This window comes from Myxococcus sp. SDU36, from assembly GCF_030168875.1.
Lineage (GTDB): Bacteria > Myxococcota > Myxococcia > Myxococcales > Myxococcaceae > Myxococcus > Myxococcus vastator.
In genome coordinates this window covers 6,866,880-6,885,377 of the sequence record NZ_CP077414.1, presented here as the reverse complement: position 1 = coordinate 6,885,377, position 18,498 = coordinate 6,866,880, and the positions used below count along the sequence as shown (strand labels likewise).

Genomic DNA, 18,498 nt, shown 5'->3' with positions numbered 1-18,498 from the left:
GGCGCGTCACAGGTTCAGCGTGAGCTGGGTGATGAAGAAGTCCGCCAGGCACACGGAGACGGAGGTGGTGGCCACCGTCTGGGTGGTGGCGCGGCCCACGCCCTCCGTGCCGCCCTCCACGGTGAGCCCGCGGAAGCAGCCCACCAGGCCGATGATGAGCCCGAACACCGCGCCCTTGAACACGCCGGAGGCGAAGTCCGGCATCAGCACCGCGTCCAGCGCGCCCTGGAAGAAGAGGTTGAGCGTAATCGCGTACTGGAAGTTCACCACCAGCCCGCCCGCCACCAGCCCCACGACGTCCGCGAACACCGTGAGCACCGGCATCACAATCAGGCACGCCAGCACGCGAGGCACCACCAGCTTGCGCAGCGGGTCCGCCCCCAGCGCGCGGATGGCGTCCACCTGCTCGGTCACCGTCATGGCGCCCAGCTCCGCGGCGATGCCGCTGCCGATGCGCGCGCCCACGGTGAGCGCGGTGAGCACCGGCGCCAGCTCGCGGAAGAGCGTGAGGATGACCACGCGCCCCACGGTGTACTGCACGCCGAAGCGCGACAGGAAGTAGCCGAACTGCAGCGAGATGACGAGCCCCGCGAACATCGCGGTGAGCAGGGCGATGGGCAGCGAGCGCACGCCCAGCGACTCCGTGTGGTACACGAGCCCGCGCCAGTCATAGGGCGGACGCACCGCGCGGCTGAACACCTGCCCCGTCATCCGCGACAGCGCGCCCAGGGACTCCAGGCGCTCCTTCACGCGGTCCATGAGGCTCGGGGACCCGGATGCCGCCGCCGCGTCCACCTCGGGCTGCCGCGTCGTCATCCCTTGCGCTCCAATTCGAAGCCGGCCAGCAGCGCGTCGAAGTCCGCCATGCGCTCCTCCGCGAGCCCCGGCGGCGCCACGTAGGTGAAGTCGAACACGCAGGAGTCCTTCTTCAGCACCACCAGCTCCAGTTGAACGGGCACGCCATCCATCTTCGCCAGGTGGCGGCTGCGCAGGGCCTCGCGGCCATCCATGGGGATGCGCTGTTCGGAGACTTCCCGCCGGTCCGTGAAGCCCGCCAGCAGGTGCCGCGTGAGCACCTGGAGTGACGGGTCATCATGTCCCTTGCATGTGGCGTTGACGGAGAGCGCACGGCCCGTGCCCTCCTCGGCGAAGGCGAGGTCGTTGTCCTCCAGCCGCACCTGCTGCCAGTGCGCGGGCAGCTTGCCAATGCGGTAGCGCACGGCGGGCTTGGTGAGGACGGAATCCTCGAACGTCGTCCGGTGACAACCCGTCAGGGGCATGACCACCAGCACGCACAGCAACGTCATCCGCAGCATGGCACCGTTCTTCGTGGCTCTCTCCCGGCCCTGCGGCCGAGTCATGCGTCACAAGTGGCGCACCTGCAAGGAATTCCATGCCGTGTGGTAGGGGCCAAACGTCCACTGTCACACCTCTAAATCCTTCCTGGCGCGTCACATTCCCGCCACCCGTGAGGCGCCGGCCGGCCGTCGCGACACCAACCTGTCCAAGCGGGCATCACTCCGCGGGCAGTGCCCGGCCACCATCCCAACCCCAGCTTTGTCCCGACGCATGCAAGCCGCCCGGCTCGGAACGCAGCGCCCCGCGCGCGAAACCAAGGACAAGGAGGACCCCCATGGACGGCGGACTCGCGATATTCGGCTTCGGACTCTTCCTGCTGGGAATCGCCAACCTGTACGTGCGGCACAGCTACTGGCTGGCTGGCTGCGTGCTGCTCCTGGCGGTGGTGTCCATGGGGCTGGCCTTCAGCGAGTCCAAGCGACTGCGCGAGGTGTCGCTGGGCGTGGGCGTCGCGCTGCTGCTGCTCACCGTCGTCGCGCTCGCCGTGGGCACGTCCTGGTGGCTGCCGCTGGCCACCTTCCTCTTCGCCGTGGCGTATGGCGTGCTCTGGGCGGAGTACCGCTTCCCCTTCTTCCAGCACGTGGCCCCAGGCGACGCTCCGCGCCACTCCGAGCGGCGCTCCCACATCCACTGGCCCTGGCACCGCCGGCGCGTGACGCCGTGACTCAGGGAGCGGGAGGCGGCTGGGCGTCCGCGCGCACCGCCACCTGCCCGCCGTGCACGTCGAGCCAGAGCGTGTCATCCGCCGCCGCGCCCCGCACCAGCGAGCCGTCCGTGGTGGTGAGCACCACCTGCGCGCCGCTCTGGGCCAGGTAGCCCATCAGGTAGGCGTTGCGCTCGGGGTCCAGCTCGCTCGACACATCGTCCAGCAGCAGCAGCGGCAGGAAGCCCATCGCGGCCTCCAGGTTCTCGATTTCGGCAATCTTCCAGCCGAGCACCAGCGCCCGCTGCTGTCCCTGGCTCGCGTAGGCCCTCGCGCTGCGGGCCCCCAGCGTCACCGAGACGTCATCCGCGTGCGGCCCCACCGAGGTGAAGCCGCGCTCCATGTCCCGGCGCAGGCGCGCGGCGAGGCTCTCCCGCAGCAGGGACGCCAGCGTCGGCTCGTCCGCGGCGGCGAAGTCGCCCTCCAGATGCGCGGGGCGGTAGTGGTACACGGCCGGGTCCACCGTGCGGCCAATGGAGGCGAAGGTCGCCTGCGCCCTGGGCGCCAGCTCCGCCATCAGCGCGCGCCGCCGCGAATAGAGGCGCGCGCCGGCCTTCGCCAGCGTCTCGTCGTAGGCCTCCAGGTACACCGCGTCCACGGTGTGCCCTTCGCGCAGCAGGCGGTTGCGGTTCTTCAAGGCCCGCGCGTACTCGCGGCTCTCGCGCAGGAAGGCGGGGAAGCGGTTGAACACCGCCCGGTCCAGGAAGCCGCGCCGCGAATCCGGCCCGCCCTTCACCACCTCCAAATCGTCCGGCGTGAAGGCCACCACGGACACGCCGCCGAAGTAGTCCTCCAGGCTGGAGGCCTTCTTCCCATCCACGAAGGCCTGCCGCGTGCCGCCGCCCACCTCCACGGCGATTTCACGCTCGGCGCCCTTGAGGAGGAAGCGGCCCGTCACCCGCGCGCCCTGCGAGCCCCAGCGCACCAGCTCCGACAGGCGCCCCGCGCGCAGGGGCTTGAGCGTGGCCAGGAAGTAGAGGGCCTCCAGCAGGTTCGTCTTGCCCTGCCCGTTCTGCCCCACCGCGATGGTGGCGTGGGCGCTGGGCGTGAGCTGGACCTGGGGGAGGTTCCGGAAGTCGTGGACGTGAAGCGCGAGGAGCCGCACGGCCCCTCCGTATCACCTCTCCGCCCTCCGGCGGGGGACCTATCTCGCGGGCCGCAGCGGCAGCTCCACCACGAAGGTCGCACCCTCGCCGGGCCGGCTGTCCACCTGGATGGTGCCGCCCAGGGCCTCCACCAGCGTGCGCGTCACGTACAGCCCCAGGCCCATGCCGCCGTAGTTCCGCTCGGACACGGCGCGCTCGAACTTCTGGAAGATGCGCGCGTGGGCTTCCGGGTCGATGCCAATGCCCCCGTCCTTCACCCACAGCCGGGCGCCCGTCCCAACAGGCGCCACGTCGATGTGCACGGGCGCGCCCGCGCCGTACTTGAGCGCGTTGGACAGCAGGTTGGAGACCACCTGCTCCAGCCGCAGCCGGTCCCACGCCCCCTCGAGCCCTTCAGCCCGCGTGACGTGCAGCGCGCAGCCGGCGCGCGCCGCCTCCAGCTCGAAGCGCGCGGCCACCTCGCGCACGAGCGAGGGCAGGTCCACCGGCTCGACCCGGAGCTTCAGCCGGCCGGTGCTGATGCGCGACACGTCGAGCAGCCCGTCCACGAGCTCGGCCAGACGTGTCACCTGCCGGCGCATGGCCTCCACCTCGCGCCCGTGACGCTGGGCCAGCGCGGACTCAGGGTCCGCGTGGATGGCGCGCGCGAAGGACTGGAGCCGCAGCCCCAGCGACGTCAGTGGCGTCTTGAGCTCGTGGCTGGCCACGGACAGGAACTCGTCACGGGCGCGCACGGCCTCCTGGAGGTGCTGCTCCACCGTCTTCAGGCGGGTGATGTCCAGGAAGGGAATCACCACCACGGACGGGTGGCCGTGCATGGCCGGCAGCGTCTCGGACGAGATGCTGAGGGCGTACTGGCCCGCGGGCGTGTGCCAATGGACCTCCAGTCCGTCCAGCCGCTCGCCCCGGGCCGCGCGGGTGGAGGGGATTTCATCCACGCTCAGCCGGCGGCCCTCCAGGTCCGTGACGTGGAAGTGCTCGCCATACGCGGTGGCGGGCACGTCCTTGGGGATGTTCAGGCCGTAGAGCCGGTCCGCCGCGGCGTTGGAGAAGTTGAGGTCGCCGCTGGCCGGGTCCGCCATCACCACCGGCATGGGCATCAAATCCAGCACGGCCTCCAGCCACTTCTGCTGGCTCTCCACGGCCTGGCGCGCGAGCACCTGTTCGGTGACGTCGAAGGCGAAGGTCACCAGCCCGTCCACGAGCCCGCGCTCGTCGCGCAGGGGCTCGAAGATGATGTTCCAGAACTTCGTCTCGACGTGGCCTGCGCCCTCGTAGTCGATGGTGACGGGGTACTCCCGCGCGATGGCGCGCTCGCCCGTCTCCAGCACGCCCCGGTGGAGGCTCAGCAGCTCCGGGGACAAATCCGGAATGGCCTCCTCCTGGGTGCGCCCGTTGAGCTCGCGTCCGCCCATGAGCTTCTGGAGCAGCGGGTTGGCGAACTCGTAGCGCAGCTCGTGGCCGCGCAGCACGTTGATGGCCACGGGCGCCTGGGTGAAGACCTGGAGCAGGTTGCGCCGCTCCGCCTGCGCCGCCTCGCGCGCCGCCAGCTCCGCCGTCAGGTCCTGGTAGGCCACGGCGATGTGCGTGACGCCGCCGCTGGAGGCGACCAGGGGGAAGCCGGTGCAGGAGATGGCGATGCGCCGCGCCTCGGCGGGCGCGCGGATGTGCTCCAGCTCCTTCACGTCGTACCAGAACACCGGCGTCTGGATGCGCTCGCCCGACACGGCCCGCCGGAGCAGCTTCGCGTAGCCCAGCCGCGCGAGCAGCTCGTCCTTGAAGAGGCTGTACTCGGGCGGCGGCGCCGCGCCGAACATCGCCAGGAAGGCGGGGTTGGTGAGCAGGCAGTGGCCGTCCGAGGTGAAGACGGCGTAGGGCACCGGCGAATGGGTGAACAAGCCTTCGAGCAGCGCCAGCGAGTCAGGTACCTCGGCGAGCTGCTCGCGCAAGGAGCGGGGCTCCGTCACCACGGGCCTGCTGCGCATGTCCTGACTCCGTTGCTGACCCATTCGCGTCACCAAGTGCCCAGGGCCTAGCAGAGCCACCCCGGGCTGCCCAGTCCACCGTTGTCCGGCCGCCTGCCCACTGGGGCCCCCTGACACGCACAGGGTGCTGGTGCACCGGGGAGCCCATGCCAGGATGCACGCACCATGGCGGACTCCCTCAAGACTTTCTTTGACGCGCGGCTCGTCGAACGCCTCGCCGCGTCACTCCACGCCGCGGCGCCGACCTTCCCCCGCGCGGCCTTCATCCGAGAGGCGGCGAAGGGCCTGGATGGCCATGAGCTGATGGACCGGGCGCGTCATATCGCTGGCGCGCTGCACCGTGCGCTGCCCGGCGACTACCCGGAGGCGGTGGAGGTGCTGCTGCGCTCGCTCGGCCCCCGGACGGAGGCCACGGAGGGCGGGGCCATGGCCTCCTTCTTCTACCTGCCCCATACGATGTACGTGGCGGAGCACGGCCTGGCGCACTTCGAGCCGTCCATGCGCGCGCAGCACGCGCTCACCCAGCGCTTCACCGCGGAGTTCTCCATCCGGCCCTACCTGGAGCGGCACACCGCCAGGACGCTGGCCCGCCTGCGTGAGTGGACGGAGGACCCGAGCGAGCATGTCCGGCGGCTCGTGTCGGAGGGCACGCGCACGCGCCTGCCGTGGGCCTCGCGGCTGCGCGAGTTCCAGAGGGACCCCACGCCCGTGCTCGCGCTGCTGGAGCGGCTGAAGGACGACCCGGCGCTGTACGTGCGCCGCTCGGTGGCCAACAACCTGAACGACATCGGCAAGGACCACCCCGCCCTGCTGGTGCAGGTGGCGACGGCGTGGATGAAGGACGCCACGCCGGAGCGGGAGTGGCTGGTGCGCCATGCGCTGCGCTCGTCCATCAAGCGCGGAGAGCCCGCGGCGCTGGCGGTGGTGGGCGCGCGGCCTCCGTCGGGCATCGAGGCCCGGGTGACGAAGCTGCCCCGCCGCGCGGCCCTGGGTGACACGGTGGAGGTCCACTTCGAGGTGGCCAATCGCTCGAAGCGGCCACAGACGCTGGTGGTGGACCTGGCCGTGCACTTCCAGAAGGCGAACGGCGAGGCGCGGCCCAAGGTGTTCAAGGTGCGCGAGCTGCTGCTCGGCCCGGGACAGGCGGAGACGGTGAGCAAGCGCGTCTCCTTCGCGCAGCTCACCACGCGCAAGCACTATGCGGGCCCGCACCGCTTCGAGGCCCTGGTGAATGGACAGGGCTTGCCGCTGGGCGTCGTCGAGGTCGGCGAGTAGGTGGCCGACTCCCTTTTCGTCATGAACCGAGGCCCCACAGGCAACTCCCTGGCGTGCGGCGGCGATACCTGAATTGCGGGACGCCTTCCGCCCCCCAGGGAGCATGCGCATGACCATCAAGGGTTCGAAGCCTGTGATTCCCCCGTCCACCGCGGGGGCCGCGACCCGAAAGCCGGAGGCGCCCGCCCGCGCCACGGAGCGCAAGCCGTCCCCGCCCCCGGGGCACCCGGCGCAGTCTCGCTTCGAGCCCACCCGACCGCCCGTGAACAGGGCTCGCCTGGACGGCGCGGCCCCCTTCGAGCCCGCCCCGCGCAAGGCCCAGAGCGCGGCCGAGGCGCTACGCCAGGGCGCGCCGCCCGACACCGCCCAGGCCGCGACGCTGACCGCGGCGCAGTTGGCGCGCTTCTCCGGCGCCGCGCCCAAGGTCCGCCTGCCACAACTGATGTCCCAGCAGGCGAGTTCCCTGTCGACGGCCGACGCGGCCCCGGCTTCCGCCGCGCGCGAACTGGACGCGGACTCCAAGGCCCAGGCAGAGGAGGACTTCGAGCGGTTGATGAACGCGCACTACCTCTCGCGGCCCTACCTGACGTCGGAGCTGCTTCAGGAGCATGCGGGAGACCCGGACTATCAAGCCCACCTCATCGGGTTGCTCGCCCAGAGCGGCCCCGAGGGTGAGCTCCAGAACGTGATTGCGGGCTTCGAAGGGCTCTTCATCATCAGCGGGGCGGGCGAACACCGAGGGACCGAGGCGCAGCGCGAGGCGGTGCTGGGCGCGCTCCAGGCCGCGCTCGACGCGGGGGTCATCAACACCGCGGACCTCCAGGCCTTCTCCCAGGTCGCACCGGGCGTCTGGGAGGAGGTGATGGGCGCGCTGGACGTGCAGGTGGCCCAGCCGCCCGCTGGCGCGGACGCCGCCGTGGCCGAGGTGGAGCAGGCGACGAGCGACTACGAGGACGCGAAGGCGGAGGCCCAGAAGAAGGACGAGTGGCTGGCGCAGCAGCTCGCGGACATGGGGGACCTGCTCACCGAGGAGCAGCGTCAGGCGTACATCAACGCGTTCCGCAACGACCCGGAGAACAAGGCCGTCTACGACGAGCTGGAAGCGACGGCGGCGCGGCTCGCGGAGGTCGTGCAGGACAACGCCTCCGTCATGGAGGCCGCCGCGTACGCGGACCCGCAGGGGGATGGCGCGGCGCTGCGCAAGGCCCTGGAGCTGCTGGCGGACTCCAGCCACGCCGCGGTGGCGCTGGAGATGGGCGCGCGCTACCTGGCGGACCCCACCAGCCCCATGGGCCAGGTGGTGGCCCACTGGGGTGACTTCGAGACGAAGGTCCTGGAGAAGGGCATCGCCAACGCGACCGCGCAGTTGCTGGCGGACGAAGACCCGGAGACGGCGTTCGCGCGGCTGCAGGAGCTGCTCGAGCCGCTGAAGAACGCCAAGGGGCCCGCGGCGACGGCGTACCAGGAGCTGAAGGACGGGCTGGAGGCCATCCAGCAGGCGCGTGCTGGGAACTACGACCGGCTGACGCAGCTCGCGCAGAACTGGGATTCGGCCTCGCCCTTGATGCGAGGGCTCGCCGTCGCGGGCGTGGCCTTCGGCGCGGTGTCGGCCATCAATGCGGGCCGCGAGGGCGACTTCGCCGGCATGCTCCAAGGGCTGGCGAGCGCGGGCGAACGCGGCGCGCAGCTGACGGCGGGCGTGCTGCAGTCCATGTCCATCGTCGGGGAGTCCTCGCGTGCGGCCTCCTTCGCGGCGAAGCTCGCGCCGGCCCTGGGCCTGGTGGCCAATGCCACCGCGCTGGGCATCCACCTCAACCAGTTCGCCCAGGAGCAGAACCCGGGCTACCTCATCGCGGCGTTCGGCGACGCGCTGGGGGTCCTGGGCTCCGCGCTGGAGCTGACACCTGCCGCGCCCGTGGGGCTCATCATCAACGGCATCGGCGCGGCCATCAGCGTGATTGGCGAGCTCAGCGTGGCGCCCTTCGAGGCGGCGAAGCTGAATGATGCGCGCGAGCGGTATCTGGAAGAAATTGGCGTGTCGCCCGAGCTGAGCGAGACGCTGCGCGCCGCCGACCCGGAGCGCATCGAGGAGCTTCGGCACGAGCTCGGCATCTCCGCGGAGGACGTGCAGGCCCTGGCCGTGAACCTGCCATGGCTCCTCACCGAGGGCACGAACAACGGGCTGTACTTCGACCCCGTGGTGGAGCTGTTCAAGGCCTACGGCATCACCGGTGACGACGCCTACGCCCTGCTGTCCACCATGGGCAACGGCCACGAAGACCGGTCCTTCAGCACCTTCGTGGTGCTGAACAACATCTCGCGTGAGGCAGGCTTCGCGCAGACGCCCGAGGACTTCGACCGCCTGCTCCAGAGGCTCCGCGAACAGCTCCCCGAGCACGCCAGCACCATTGACGCGATTCTGGCCGCGCGCGACGCGCAGGGGTGACGCGCTGCCGTCAACGGGTGGGGAGCTCACGACAAGCGACTCCCTCCAGTCCGAGGCGCCTCACCGCATCCACGAGCCGCTCGGTCCCGATGATCATCGTCGCGAAGTTCGCGAGCCGGAACACTCGTCCTCCGCCGCTCGCGCCCCTCGCTGGCGACCGTGTCCTCTCCACTTCAGACAACGCGGACCTGTCACCGCGGCCCGAAAATCTTCACCAGCTTGTTGTAGACGCCCATCACCAGCAGGGGCGACACCCACTGGCCAATGAAGCGACTGGGGCGCGAGCGGCCCGTCAATTCCAGGATGAAGGACGAGGCCATCGCGGCGAGGCTCGCCACCAGGAACACGTGTGAGGGCACCTTCGCCGTCTGCTGCTCAATCAACCGTGTCAGTGACGGCTCGGCGTGCTCGGCCCGCACCACCGGGGGCACGTCCCTGTAGTCCTGCTCCGACGCCCGGCTCGCCGGGTTGACGTCCGTCTCCATGCTCCCTCCCAGGGCGGGCAGGCAGGCCCGCCGCATGCAGCGCTCTTCCGTCAGGCGGCGCCATGCAGCCCGGCGGAGAGGTCCCCATCATGGTGTGACCGATGGAGGCAAAGGGCGAGATGGCGAACGAGTCCATGCACACAGACGCCGGCCAGTCAGGCGACCTTCAGCTCCCTGAAGAGGGCGCGGGCCCCCTGCTCCAGCGCGACTACTGGGCGGTCATCCAGCACTGCCGGGTCTCTCCCGAGGAGCTCATGCGCTGGGTGGCCGTGCGCTTCGCCGAGTTCGCGCCCGCCGAGCTCTGCGTCTTCGAGCGCAAACAGCAGGAGCGCGAAGGCCAGCCGCTGGCGCTGGACGAAGAGCTGACGGTGAAGATTCAGGGCGCGGGCACCTCCGCCGTGCGCGTCATCCACCAGGACGCCCAGAGCTTCACGCTCGGCACGCTCCACGGGCACCCGGAGGCGGGCCGCATCACCTTCGGCGCTTACCGGAACGCGCGCGGCGATGTCATCTTCCACATCCGCAGCCGGGCGCGCTCCGGCTCGACGTTCCACTACCTCGGCTTCGTCACCGCCGGAGACGCCATGCAGACCAACACCTGGACCGAGTTCGTCCTGCGCGCCGCGCTGACGGCCGGCACCGGAGTGCATGGCGTCATCCACGCGGACACCACCGAGCTGGAGGGCGAACCGCCCGGCGGCGACACCGTCCACGGGCCCACCTTCCTGGCGCGGGGAGACGGAAGACAATGATTGAGTGGCGCTGGTTCTCCGGCTGGACGGAAGCGGAAATGGTGCCTCGGCTGGCGCGGGCTCGCACGCTGGAGCGCAACTTCCCGGAGGTCTCCGGGGAGATGACGCTGCAGGGCGGGTGGAGCCAGGTCCGCTCGGAGAGCGTGCTCGGCCGCGAGCCACCAGGGCGCCCTGTCCCGGGCGGCCTCTTCGAGCGCGCCCAGCAGGTGCTGGAGACCTTCGACTTCTCCGACCCGCGCATCGTCGCCTGGCACTTCTCCGACGAGGAGCCGATGCAGGGCCGCACGGTGCTGCTGGAGCTGCGCTCGCTGGGCCAGCAGCTGCGCTACCTGTGCGGCGTGCGGGTGGGCGGCACGCGCGAGGAGCACGGCGAGGCGTGCAGCATCTTCGGCTTCAGCTTCGAGACGCTCGATGGCCACATCGAGGCCGGGCGCGAGTGGTTCCTGCTCAAGAAGGACCACGAGCGCGGCGAGGTGCGCTTCCACATCGAGGCGGCCTGGCGCCCCGGCCAGTTCCCCAACTGGTGGAGCCGGCTGGGCTTCGCGATGGTGGCCCCGCGCTACCAGCGCGCGTGGCACCGACTGACCCACGTGCGGGTGCGCGAGCTGGCGTTGAAGCACCCGGAGCTCGTCGGCCAGCACGCGAGCCACGGCCAGTTGGCGCACTCCGGCCATGCGCTGGGGACGGCCCCGGTGCAGTTCTTCGCGCGGCGGGCGCCAGGACGGCGAGAAACGCAGTTGGAGGAGGAGATAGAGGCCATGAATCGAGGACACGGGTTGAGGGCCCTGGGCTTGGGCGTGCTGGCGGGGATGCGGAGCATGAGCGCGCCGACGCTGGCGAGCCGCTGGCTGATGAAGACGCAGCCTGACAGCGCGGACCGGCTCACCCGGGCCCTGGCGCATCGCTGGACGCCGCGCGTGCTGGGGCTGCTCGCCGTGGGTGAGCTCATCGCGGACAAGCTGCCGATGACCCCCGCGCGCATCAGCGCCGTGCCGTTGACGGGCCGGATGGTGTCGGGCGCCCTGGCCGCGGCCTCGGTGACCACGGAGCGTCAGCGCGGCATGCGGCTCGCCGCGGCGGCCCTGGGCGCCGTGGCGGCGCTGGCGTCGAGCTGGGCCTGCTATTCGCTGCGGCGCGCTGCCACGAAGAAGCTGGGCGTGCCGGACGTGGCCGTGGCCCTGACGGAGGACGCCCTCCTCGCGGGCCTGGCCTCGCGGCTGCTGCCCGTCTCCAAGGGTGAACTCCAGCCAACGTGAGCACGCGCGTCTCCTCCACCGCAAATGATAGAGACTGACTCACGGCATGTTCAGGATTGCCGATATTACCGAACCTGAGCTTCGGCCGCTTCCGTGGGTGACGCGCAGCCCCCATCTCGCAAGTGGGACTCGTAGGTAGTGGTGACTTCGGGCCAAGATACCTGGAGAGCTAGCCAAGGGCGCTTTCAGGGGGAGGAAGGAAGGCCGATGGCCCCGAAGCCGCTTTCGAGCGCTTCGTGAGCCAGGGCTCAGTACCCGCCATGACGAGGTTGCTCATGCGCGAGCCTTAAATCCCATGCGGATTGACACCTTGACCGAGCAGCATCGTCGGCTACAGGACACCAGCAGTTCGCAACTGCTCGGCGAGTTGCTGAACTAGCCCGCTGTCGGTTGCTGCCCTTGTGGGCCAAGAGGAGGCACTTGGCAAGGCTCGTGTTCCTGGCATCTCCGCCGAAAGAGGTCGCGAATCAGGAAGTAGCGGAGTTCGGGCGTGGTCTCCTGCTTCCCAGTCTGCTCCTTAGGTCGCGCCCTGAAGTCGACCTCGCCATGAGCGTTAGCGTGGTCATCGGGACGAATATGCTACCCGCTCTTGACAACTACGAATGCACGCCTTACCTTTCGTCCTAAGGACGAAAGGTAAGGCGTGCATAAACAACCTCAATGAAGCTTACCTATGGAAAGGCACTGGTTCACCAATTAGCAGCAGAGAACAGGAGAGTCGTGTCCGATTGGCGCGCACTCCTGCTGCTCCGTCGAGCGAGTCATCAAACCAAGCCCGAGGATCGGCGCTGGCGTGACGCCCCCACTAGCCTTGAGGCCATTCACCCCATTATGAGCAGACTGGTGAACTCAAATGAGTTTGCCCTGGTGGAAGGGTGTCCTCATGTCTACGAAGCACTCGCGCCATATGGGCGCTCGGGGATTATCGGGGCTGAGGAGGTGCTTATGGAAGCACATCCATTTGCGGCGCTCAGCCACATCACCGCCCTGGCCTTCCATGGCCTTACAGATGACTTCCCGCAGGAGATCCATGCAGTCGTGCATTCCGGCCCAAGCAGTCATCTGATCCCGCCTGGCATACAGCAAGAAGACTGGGCTGAAACCGGGTGGGCGGCCTGGGGACGAATGCCTAAGAGTCTTTTTGGTCAATCTATTGACTGGCATCGACTACGTACAGCGCCCTCCGATTTTGGCACCGCGGAATACCGCCCCCACGGATACCCTGTTCGCGTTACGACGCCTGAGCGAACCCTGGTAGATGGCCTCGCCCATCCAGAATGGTGTGGGGGGCTCCAAAAGGTACTCCAAGCATGGGTGCAGGCGCGTGACGTCCTGAACGTAGATGCTCTAGTCGAGTTCGTCGACACTCTCAATCAAGGAGTACTGCGCCAACGCACCGGATTCGTCATGGAGCAATTGGGACTACACCACGCGGCCCTCCAGGAGTGGCCGCACCTCGCCAAACGAGGAGGCTCAAGCCGACTTGCTGGCAGTGAGCCGTTCGCCCCTACCTTCAACGATCGGTGGAAGCTCTCAATTAATGCCCCAATCGAGGCGCTCCACCCTGGAGCGGGAGAATGAAGGCTCTCTATCCGGAGGCCTTGTCAAACATTAGAGCATGGGCCAAGGAAAACTCTCGACCTTTCACAGAAGCGCGTAATCGCTTCGCACAGGGCGCCATCCTCCGGGCCATTGCCAGTTCCAACTGGCTCAGCAGAATCCTCGTATTCAAAGGCGGAAACGCTCTTGACTTCGTTTGGCAGCCAAACCGAAGCACGAAGGACCTCGACTTCTCCTCCATAGAATCTGGACTGACGGCAGATGACATACAAAAACATCTAGGGCGTGCCCTCGAGCAGACAGGTCGATCTCTTGGCATCAGTTTCCGCATCCAAAAAATTGACCGCCAGCCTCCGGGTCCCAACCGCACATTCGTGACCTATCAGGTGAGCGTAGGGTTTGCACTTGAGGATGACCTAAACAACCGCGACCGCATCGCACGAGGGGACCCCTCGAAGGCTGTCATTCCTATTGACATCAGTCTCAACGAACCCGTCTGCGGAGATGAACTCGTCGAGATCCATGGGCTTGCGCGTCTTCGAGTGAGCACAGTGGACGACATCATCGCAGAAAAACTACGTGCACTGCTACAGCAGCCGATTCGAAAGCGTAATCGTTGTCAAGACCTCCTAGACATTGCAATGCTCGTTCGAACCCATCCAGAAATCAACCACATACGAATCGCCGAATACCTACACAGGAAAGCCCATGCTCGTGGCGTACCCGTATCACACGCCGCGTTTGACAATCCGGAAGTAAGCCAACTGGCCCGAGTGGACTACGACAGCCTCAAGCAGACAGCGAGGACTTTCATCCCCTTCGAGGAAGCATGGCTCGAATTGCGCGCCTTGGTCGCACAACTCAGCCTTGACTGACAAGGATTGGACTGCCAGGTCTCCAACCTGGGATTCCGTGGCTCGAACATGGCCATCCCCTCCACGTCGATCAGAGGCCAGTTGGTGTAGCCCCCTGAAGAGTCGGACAGGCTCGTTCGGCTAATAAGCGAGTCTGAGCATGGAGAAGAAGAGCCAAGAGGGAGCCCCTGAGGGGGCGGAGAAGGGCAAGCGCCGTCGGCGGTATTCGGCGGCGGAGAAGCTGCGCCTGGTGACTGAGTGCGAGGCGCCGGGCAGTAGCGTGTCCCTGGTGGCGCGGAAGTACGGCATCAGCCCCAGCCAGCTTTTCCGCTGGAGGCACCTGAAGGAGGCGGGCGGCGTGTCCGGCCTGCAGGCCGGGGAGGCCGTGGTGCCCGAGTCCGAGGTGCAGGCGATCAAGGCCCAGGTGCGAGAGCTCCAGCGGCTCTTGGGCAAGAAGACGCAGGAGGCGGAAGTCCTCCGGGACGCGGTGGAGTTGGCTCGCGAAAAAAAACTATTGTCGCCCGCGGCCTTGTCGAAGCTGGGAGGCATCCTGTGAGCGCGGTGGCCCGGGCACTCGGCGTGTCCCGCTCCACCCTGCATCGTCCCCTGGGGGCTCGGGAGCCCCGCCGCCCAGACGCGCATGCCGACGCCGAGGCGCTGGAGGGACTCAAGGCCGTCGCCCAGGAGCGCGCCACGTACGGCTACCGCAGGGCGTGCGCCGTCCTCAACCGACAGCGCCGGGCGGAGGGGAAGTCGCCCGTCAACCACAAGCGGGCGTACCGGCTCATGCGCGACGCCCAACTCCTCCTCCAGCGGCACACAGGGAAGCCTACTCGTACCCACGAGGGCACCATCATCACGCTGAAGTCCAACCTGCGCTGGTGCAGCGACGGCTTCGAAATCCGCTGCTGGAACGGCGAGCGCGTCCAGGTGGCCTTCAGCCTCGACTGCTGCGACCGGGAGCTCATCGCGTACCGTGCCTCCGTCGAGCACCCCACCGGCCTCACCATTCAGGATTTGATGGCCGAGACGGTGGAGGCCCGCTTCGGCCCGGGCACCTCGAGGGTGCCGCACCCGGTGGAGTGGCTGTCGGACAACGGGCCCGTCTACACGGCCAAGGACACGCGCGACTTCGGCCGGAATCTGGGCCTGGTGGTATGCACCACGCCCGCCTACTCCCCGGAGAGCAACGGCATGGCCGAGGCTTTCGTGAAGACGTTCAAGCGCGACTACGTGTACGTCAACGACTTGCCCTCCGCTTCCCACGTCCTCACCCGGTTGCCCGCCTGGTGCGACGACTACAACCGCTGCCACCCTCATCGCGGATTGAAGATGATGTCACCCCGCGAGTTCCGTAGTGCTAACTCCCAACCCTGAGCTGTCCGATTTGACGGGGGCAACTACACCAGTCATCCCCCCGCACCCATGCCTGCTCGCTCAATGCTGAGACCACCTCTAGACTTGGGCACATCAACCGCGCCACGCCGCCGCGCGGGCCGCGTGCACCAGCGCGGGCAGGTCCTTCACAGCCGAGCCCGCGTCGGCCCCGGCCTCCGCCGTGGGTACGCGCGCCCGCTCGGGCGAGAACAGACGCGCGGGTGTCTGGCCCTGGCCACGCAGGAGGATGAACAGCCGCAGCGCGTCCCGCAGCCGCTCCACGTCCTCGCCCTGCTCGCCTCGAGCCCGCTGCGCCGCGTTCCACAGCCGCGCCCACGCGGTCTCCTCGTTCCAGGCGCCCACGGGACGCTCGCGGGACAGCAAGGCCAGCTGCGCGGCCAGCTCGAAGAGCCCCGCGCGGCCCTCACCGAAAGCCTCGCAGGCCGAAAGCCGCACCTCCTCGGCCACATCCACGCCCGCGCCGCCCGACTCCTCTGGACGGCCGGCGCTCGCGTGCCCCACGGGCCAGCCCATCCGCGAATCGTCGCCCCTGAGCCCCCCCGTGGGTGGCTGCAGGCCAGGCGCCGCGGACGGCCCAGGCCCGCCAGTCCGCGGCTCCGCGCCACGCCCCTCGCGCGCAGCCAGCCACGCCAGCAACGACGGCACCTCGGCGTCCGTGGGCACCACCGGCGCCAGGCGCGCCTCCAGCACGCCGCGCAGCCGCGCCCAGGCCACGCCCCGCCAGAAGGCCGCGTGCAGCAGCAGCTCCGGCCCGCTGCGAGGCACCCGCCGCGGCGCGCGAGAGACTCGGGCCAGCAGGAAGCGCTTCACCTGCCCGCGCGTATCGAAGTGCTCCAGCCGCTGCCACAGCGCCGCCAGCGCCGCCTCCGCCAGCGGCAGGGCCCGCTGAAGGGCCTCCGCCTCCTCCGCCGTGAAGGGCAGCCCCCCTTCCGGCGCGGGACGCTTGAAGACGTGCTCGAACACCTCCGCGGCGGCGCACGCGGCGCGCAGCTCCGGCAGGTTGCGCGGCAGCAGCTCCACCGCCCGCGCCCAGATGTGCCGCCCCAGGAGCGGCCCCGCCTCCAGCACCGTCTCTTCCAGCTTCAGCAGCGCCTCGCCCAGCGTCGCGGGCCGCCCTGGCGCGGGCAGCCGCTTGAAGGCCACGCGCTGGACGTCCTCCCGCAGGCGCTCCACCTCGCGCATCAGCTTCATGGGCGCGGCGCTCGCCGGCCACCCCTCCGCGGCGGCGCGGCGCTTCAGCGCGGCCAGGGTGGCGTCCACCTCCGGCTGCGCGCGCGCCACCTCCAAGAGCAGCTCGAACTGCGAGCGCACCCGCTCCTTCCAGAAGAAGGCCGCCAGCAGGCCGCGCAGGGCGCGATAGCGCAGCCGCGTGGCCTCCAGGAGGTCCGCGCGGTCCTCCAGCCGGGCGCGCAGGTTGTCCGGGTGCGTGGCCATGCCCTCACCATAGGAAGGCACCGGCCGGGTGTCAGGCCCCCACGGGGCCCGACGCGTCACGAGTGAACGGTGCGGGCCCGCTCAAGGGGCCCTGGCCGACTCACACGCGCATGGGCATGACGACGGCGGTGAAGCTCCGGTCGCCGGGGGCGTGGAGCACGCCCGGGCTGTGCTCGTCACCCAGCTCGAAGGAGACCTCGTCCGTCTCCGTCACGGCGAGCACGTCCATCAAGTAGCGAGCGTTGAAGCCGATGGTGATGCTGTTGCCGCGGTAGGCCAGCTCCAGCACGTCCTTGGCCTCGCCCAGGTCCGGGTTGCTCGCGGTGATGATGAGCTGGTTCTCCTCCAGGCCGATGCGGACCGCGTTGCTCTTGTCCGCCGACAACAGGGCGATGCGCTTGAGGCTCTCCAGCAGGCGCACCTTGGGCACCAGGACGACCTTCTCCCCTTCCTTGGGGATGACGCGCTGGTACTCCGGGAACTGCCCGTCGATGAGGCGCATCACCATGGTGAGGCCCGGCTTCTTGAACAGCGCCGAGTTCTCCGCGAAGCCCAGGTGGCACTCCGCGTCCGGCGCCTCGTCCAGCAGGCGCTTGAGCTCCATCAGGCCCTTGCGGGGGATGATGACGCCGCTCTTGAGCTTGAAGTCGCCCGGCAGGTCGCGCTCCACCAGCGCCAGCCGGTGGCCGTCGGTGGCCACCATGCGGACCTTGCCGTTGGCCTGGGGCTCGAAGAAGACGCCGTTGAGGATGTAGCGCGTCTCGTCGCTGGAGATGGCGAACTGCGTCTTCTTGATCATCTCCAGCAGCGTGTTGCCCCCCACCTGCACCAGGGGCGCGTTCTCCTCCTTCGGCAGCTTGGGGTACTCCTCGGCCGCCATGCCCACGATCTTGAAGTGGGCCGAGCCGCTGGAGATGTCCACGTAGTTGTTGGCCAGCTTCTTCAGCGTGACCTGCGCGTCCGGCAGGTTCTGGACGATGTCGAAGACGTACTTGGCGCTCAGCGTGACGGCGCCCGTCTTGATGACCTCGGCCGGGTGCTCGGACACCACGCCGATGTCCAGGTCGAACGCGGTGACGGTGATGCCGCCCTTGTTCGCGGTGACGAGCACGTTGGCCAGGATGGGCATCGTCGTCTTGCGCTCCACGATGCCCTGGGCGCGGTAGAGGGCCTTCTTCAGCTCGTCGGCGGCGATGCGGAATTCCATCGGAGGGCGTCCTTACGGGTCTCGGCCGCGAAGGCCGATCTACGAGGCCGGATGTAGCCCCTGCACTCCAGTCCGTCAACGAACCCTGAGCGACGTAGGAGCATCAATGTCCACCTGCAACTGACCGCCAGTCATCAATTCGCGAGACAGACTGGCCCCTGGCGGCGAGCCGGAGCACACTGGCGCCACTTTCCTCCCCTGGAGCCCGTCATGAACAACCGCTCACTGGTGCTCGCCGCCCTTGTCCTTGGCTTCGTCTCCGGATGTAGCAAGCCGCCCGCCGCGACGTCCTCGCCAGCGGCGAGCGAGAAGCCCCCCTCCTCCAGCGAGAACGGAACGCCCCCCATGAGCCCACCGCCCAGCAATGACTCCCAGCCCCAACAGGGTGAGAGCACCGTCTACATCGTCAAGGACAGCGGCGTGCGCTGCTTCGCCCCGCCCTGCCCCACCTACAACGCCTTCCCGGTGGACACGCCGGACGCGGAGCCCATCCCCGTGCACGAGCTGGAGCTGTCGGCGGTGACGAAGGGCTCGGACGCGCAGACGGAGGCGTTGATCCGCAAGACGCTGGACGGCACCGGGCTCAAGCTCCAGGGCACCCTGGAGACGCGGCCCAACGCGGGCCCCGCGGGCGCGGCCACCGTCCTGCGCGCCAGCAAGGTCGAAAACTGAAACCAC

The 18,498-nt window shown here is 68.9% G+C and carries 15 protein-coding genes and 2 pseudogenes; 9 read left to right on the top strand and 8 right to left on the bottom strand.

Going from position 1 to position 18,498, the window contains the following annotated elements; all coding sequences use genetic code 11:
- Positions 1-6: 6 nt before the first annotated feature.
- Entirely contained in the window at positions 7-816 is an 810-nt protein-coding gene (locus KGD87_RS28010; protein WP_284663976.1) for an MlaE family ABC transporter permease, read from the bottom strand.
- Positions 813-1,361 (bottom strand): hypothetical protein, encoded by a 549-nt coding sequence (locus KGD87_RS28005; protein ID WP_284663974.1) that lies wholly within the window; start codon positions 1,359-1,361, stop codon positions 813-815. Before KGD87_RS28005 ends, KGD87_RS28010 begins: the two co-directional genes overlap by 4 nt.
- Before the next feature lie 272 nt (positions 1,362-1,633).
- Between KGD87_RS28005 and KGD87_RS28000 the strand changes: the two genes are divergently transcribed.
- A complete protein-coding gene (locus tag KGD87_RS28000; protein WP_284663972.1) occupies positions 1,634-2,023 on the top strand; it encodes a hypothetical protein in 390 nt (129 codons plus the stop codon).
- Between the two features lies 1 nt (position 2,024).
- On the opposite strand, the gene recF is transcribed toward KGD87_RS28000, so the two are convergent.
- Both recF and KGD87_RS27990 read right to left on the bottom strand, forming a co-directional pair.
- A complete protein-coding gene (gene recF / locus KGD87_RS27995) occupies positions 2,025-3,167 on the bottom strand; it encodes a DNA replication/repair protein RecF (RefSeq protein ID WP_284663970.1) in 1,143 nt (380 codons plus the stop codon).
- A gap of 39 nt (positions 3,168-3,206) precedes the next feature.
- Entirely contained in the window at positions 3,207-5,153 is a 1,947-nt protein-coding gene (locus KGD87_RS27990; protein WP_284663968.1) for a PAS domain-containing sensor histidine kinase, read from the bottom strand.
- Positions 5,154-5,318: 165 nt separating this feature from the next.
- Here KGD87_RS27990 and KGD87_RS27985 point away from each other — a divergent pair, with 165 nt between their 5' ends.
- Both KGD87_RS27985 and KGD87_RS27980 read left to right on the top strand, forming a co-directional pair.
- Positions 5,319-6,428, top strand: coding sequence for a DNA alkylation repair protein (locus tag KGD87_RS27985; RefSeq protein ID WP_284663966.1), 1,110 nt, complete (start codon positions 5,319-5,321; stop codon positions 6,426-6,428).
- A 109-nt stretch (positions 6,429-6,537) separates the two neighbouring features.
- Positions 6,538-8,874: a phage tail family protein gene (locus tag KGD87_RS27980; RefSeq protein ID WP_284663964.1), complete on the top strand. Its 2,337-nt coding sequence runs from the start codon at positions 6,538-6,540 to the stop codon at positions 8,872-8,874.
- Positions 8,875-8,884: 10 nt separating this feature from the next.
- Here KGD87_RS27980 and KGD87_RS27975 read toward each other — a convergent pair.
- Positions 8,885-8,998: pseudogene (locus tag KGD87_RS27975) on the bottom strand (double-CXXCG motif protein); the annotation flags it as partial.
- 67 nt (positions 8,999-9,065) lie between these two features.
- Positions 9,066-9,395, bottom strand: a complete 330-nt coding sequence (locus KGD87_RS27970) for a hypothetical protein (RefSeq protein ID WP_284663960.1) — start codon at positions 9,393-9,395, stop codon at positions 9,066-9,068.
- 83 nt (positions 9,396-9,478) lie between these two features.
- On the opposite strand from KGD87_RS27970, the gene KGD87_RS27965 reads away from it, so the two are divergent.
- The 5 genes and pseudogenes from KGD87_RS27965 to KGD87_RS27945 form a co-directional block, all read left to right on the top strand.
- Complete coding sequence (locus KGD87_RS27965; RefSeq protein WP_284663959.1) at positions 9,479-10,111, top strand: DUF1990 family protein; 633 nt, start codon at positions 9,479-9,481, stop codon at positions 10,109-10,111.
- On the top strand, positions 10,108-11,367 hold the full coding sequence (locus KGD87_RS27960; RefSeq protein WP_284663957.1) for a DUF1990 family protein: 1,260 nt from the start codon (positions 10,108-10,110) through the stop codon (positions 11,365-11,367). The genes KGD87_RS27965 and KGD87_RS27960 overlap by 4 nt, the downstream gene beginning before the upstream one ends.
- A gap of 660 nt (positions 11,368-12,027) precedes the next feature.
- Positions 12,028-12,948 carry a type IV toxin-antitoxin system AbiEi family antitoxin domain-containing protein gene (locus KGD87_RS27955; RefSeq protein ID WP_284663955.1) on the top strand — a complete coding sequence of 307 codons (921 nt, stop codon included), beginning with the start codon at positions 12,028-12,030 and terminating at the stop codon, positions 12,946-12,948.
- Positions 12,945-13,802, top strand: coding sequence for a nucleotidyl transferase AbiEii/AbiGii toxin family protein (locus KGD87_RS27950; RefSeq protein ID WP_284663954.1), 858 nt, complete (start codon positions 12,945-12,947; stop codon positions 13,800-13,802). The genes KGD87_RS27955 and KGD87_RS27950 overlap by 4 nt, the downstream gene beginning before the upstream one ends.
- A gap of 139 nt (positions 13,803-13,941) precedes the next feature.
- Positions 13,942-15,169: pseudogene (locus KGD87_RS27945) on the top strand (IS3 family transposase); the annotation flags it as partial.
- Between the two features lie 82 nt (positions 15,170-15,251).
- Here KGD87_RS27945 and KGD87_RS27940 read toward each other — a convergent pair.
- Both KGD87_RS27940 and dnaN read right to left on the bottom strand, forming a co-directional pair.
- Complete coding sequence (locus KGD87_RS27940) at positions 15,252-16,613, bottom strand: hypothetical protein (protein ID WP_284663953.1); 1,362 nt, start codon at positions 16,611-16,613, stop codon at positions 15,252-15,254.
- 100 nt (positions 16,614-16,713) lie between these two features.
- The gene (dnaN, locus tag KGD87_RS27935) at positions 16,714-17,820 is read right to left on the bottom strand and encodes a DNA polymerase III subunit beta (protein ID WP_284663952.1); all 1,107 of its coding nucleotides are present in this window, start codon (positions 17,818-17,820) and stop codon (positions 16,714-16,716) included.
- A 210-nt stretch (positions 17,821-18,030) separates the two neighbouring features.
- On the opposite strand from dnaN, the gene KGD87_RS27930 reads away from it, so the two are divergent.
- Positions 18,031-18,492 carry a DUF6748 domain-containing protein gene (locus tag KGD87_RS27930; RefSeq protein ID WP_284663951.1) on the top strand — a complete coding sequence of 154 codons (462 nt, stop codon included), beginning with the start codon at positions 18,031-18,033 and terminating at the stop codon, positions 18,490-18,492.
- The last annotated feature ends 6 nt before the right edge of the window (positions 18,493-18,498 follow it).

Bases quoted from the DNA above. Each gene is read 5' to 3' on its own strand.
- KGD87_RS28010 (WP_284663976.1), bottom strand. From the start codon at position 816: ATGACGACGCGGCAGCCCGAGGTGGACGCGGCGGCGGCATCCGGGTCC.
- KGD87_RS28005 (WP_284663974.1), bottom strand. From the start codon at position 1,361: ATGACTCGGCCGCAGGGCCGGGAGAGAGCCACGAAGAACGGTGCCATG.
- KGD87_RS28000 (WP_284663972.1), top strand. From the start codon at position 1,634: ATGGACGGCGGACTCGCGATATTCGGCTTCGGACTCTTCCTGCTGGGA.
- KGD87_RS27990 (WP_284663968.1), bottom strand. From the start codon at position 5,153: ATGCGCAGCAGGCCCGTGGTGACGGAGCCCCGCTCCTTGCGCGAGCAG.
- KGD87_RS27985 (WP_284663966.1), top strand. From the start codon at position 5,319: ATGGCGGACTCCCTCAAGACTTTCTTTGACGCGCGGCTCGTCGAACGC.
- KGD87_RS27980 (WP_284663964.1), top strand. From the start codon at position 6,538: ATGACCATCAAGGGTTCGAAGCCTGTGATTCCCCCGTCCACCGCGGGG.
- KGD87_RS27970 (WP_284663960.1), bottom strand. From the start codon at position 9,395: ATGCGGCGGGCCTGCCTGCCCGCCCTGGGAGGGAGCATGGAGACGGAC.
- KGD87_RS27965 (WP_284663959.1), top strand. From the start codon at position 9,479: ATGGCGAACGAGTCCATGCACACAGACGCCGGCCAGTCAGGCGACCTT.
- KGD87_RS27960 (WP_284663957.1), top strand. From the start codon at position 10,108: ATGATTGAGTGGCGCTGGTTCTCCGGCTGGACGGAAGCGGAAATGGTG.
- KGD87_RS27955 (WP_284663955.1), top strand. From the start codon at position 12,028: ATGAAGCTTACCTATGGAAAGGCACTGGTTCACCAATTAGCAGCAGAG.
- KGD87_RS27950 (WP_284663954.1), top strand. From the start codon at position 12,945: ATGAAGGCTCTCTATCCGGAGGCCTTGTCAAACATTAGAGCATGGGCC.
- KGD87_RS27940 (WP_284663953.1), bottom strand. From the start codon at position 16,613: ATGGCCACGCACCCGGACAACCTGCGCGCCCGGCTGGAGGACCGCGCG.
- dnaN (WP_284663952.1), bottom strand. From the start codon at position 17,820: ATGGAATTCCGCATCGCCGCCGACGAGCTGAAGAAGGCCCTCTACCGC.
- KGD87_RS27930 (WP_284663951.1), top strand. From the start codon at position 18,031: ATGAACAACCGCTCACTGGTGCTCGCCGCCCTTGTCCTTGGCTTCGTC.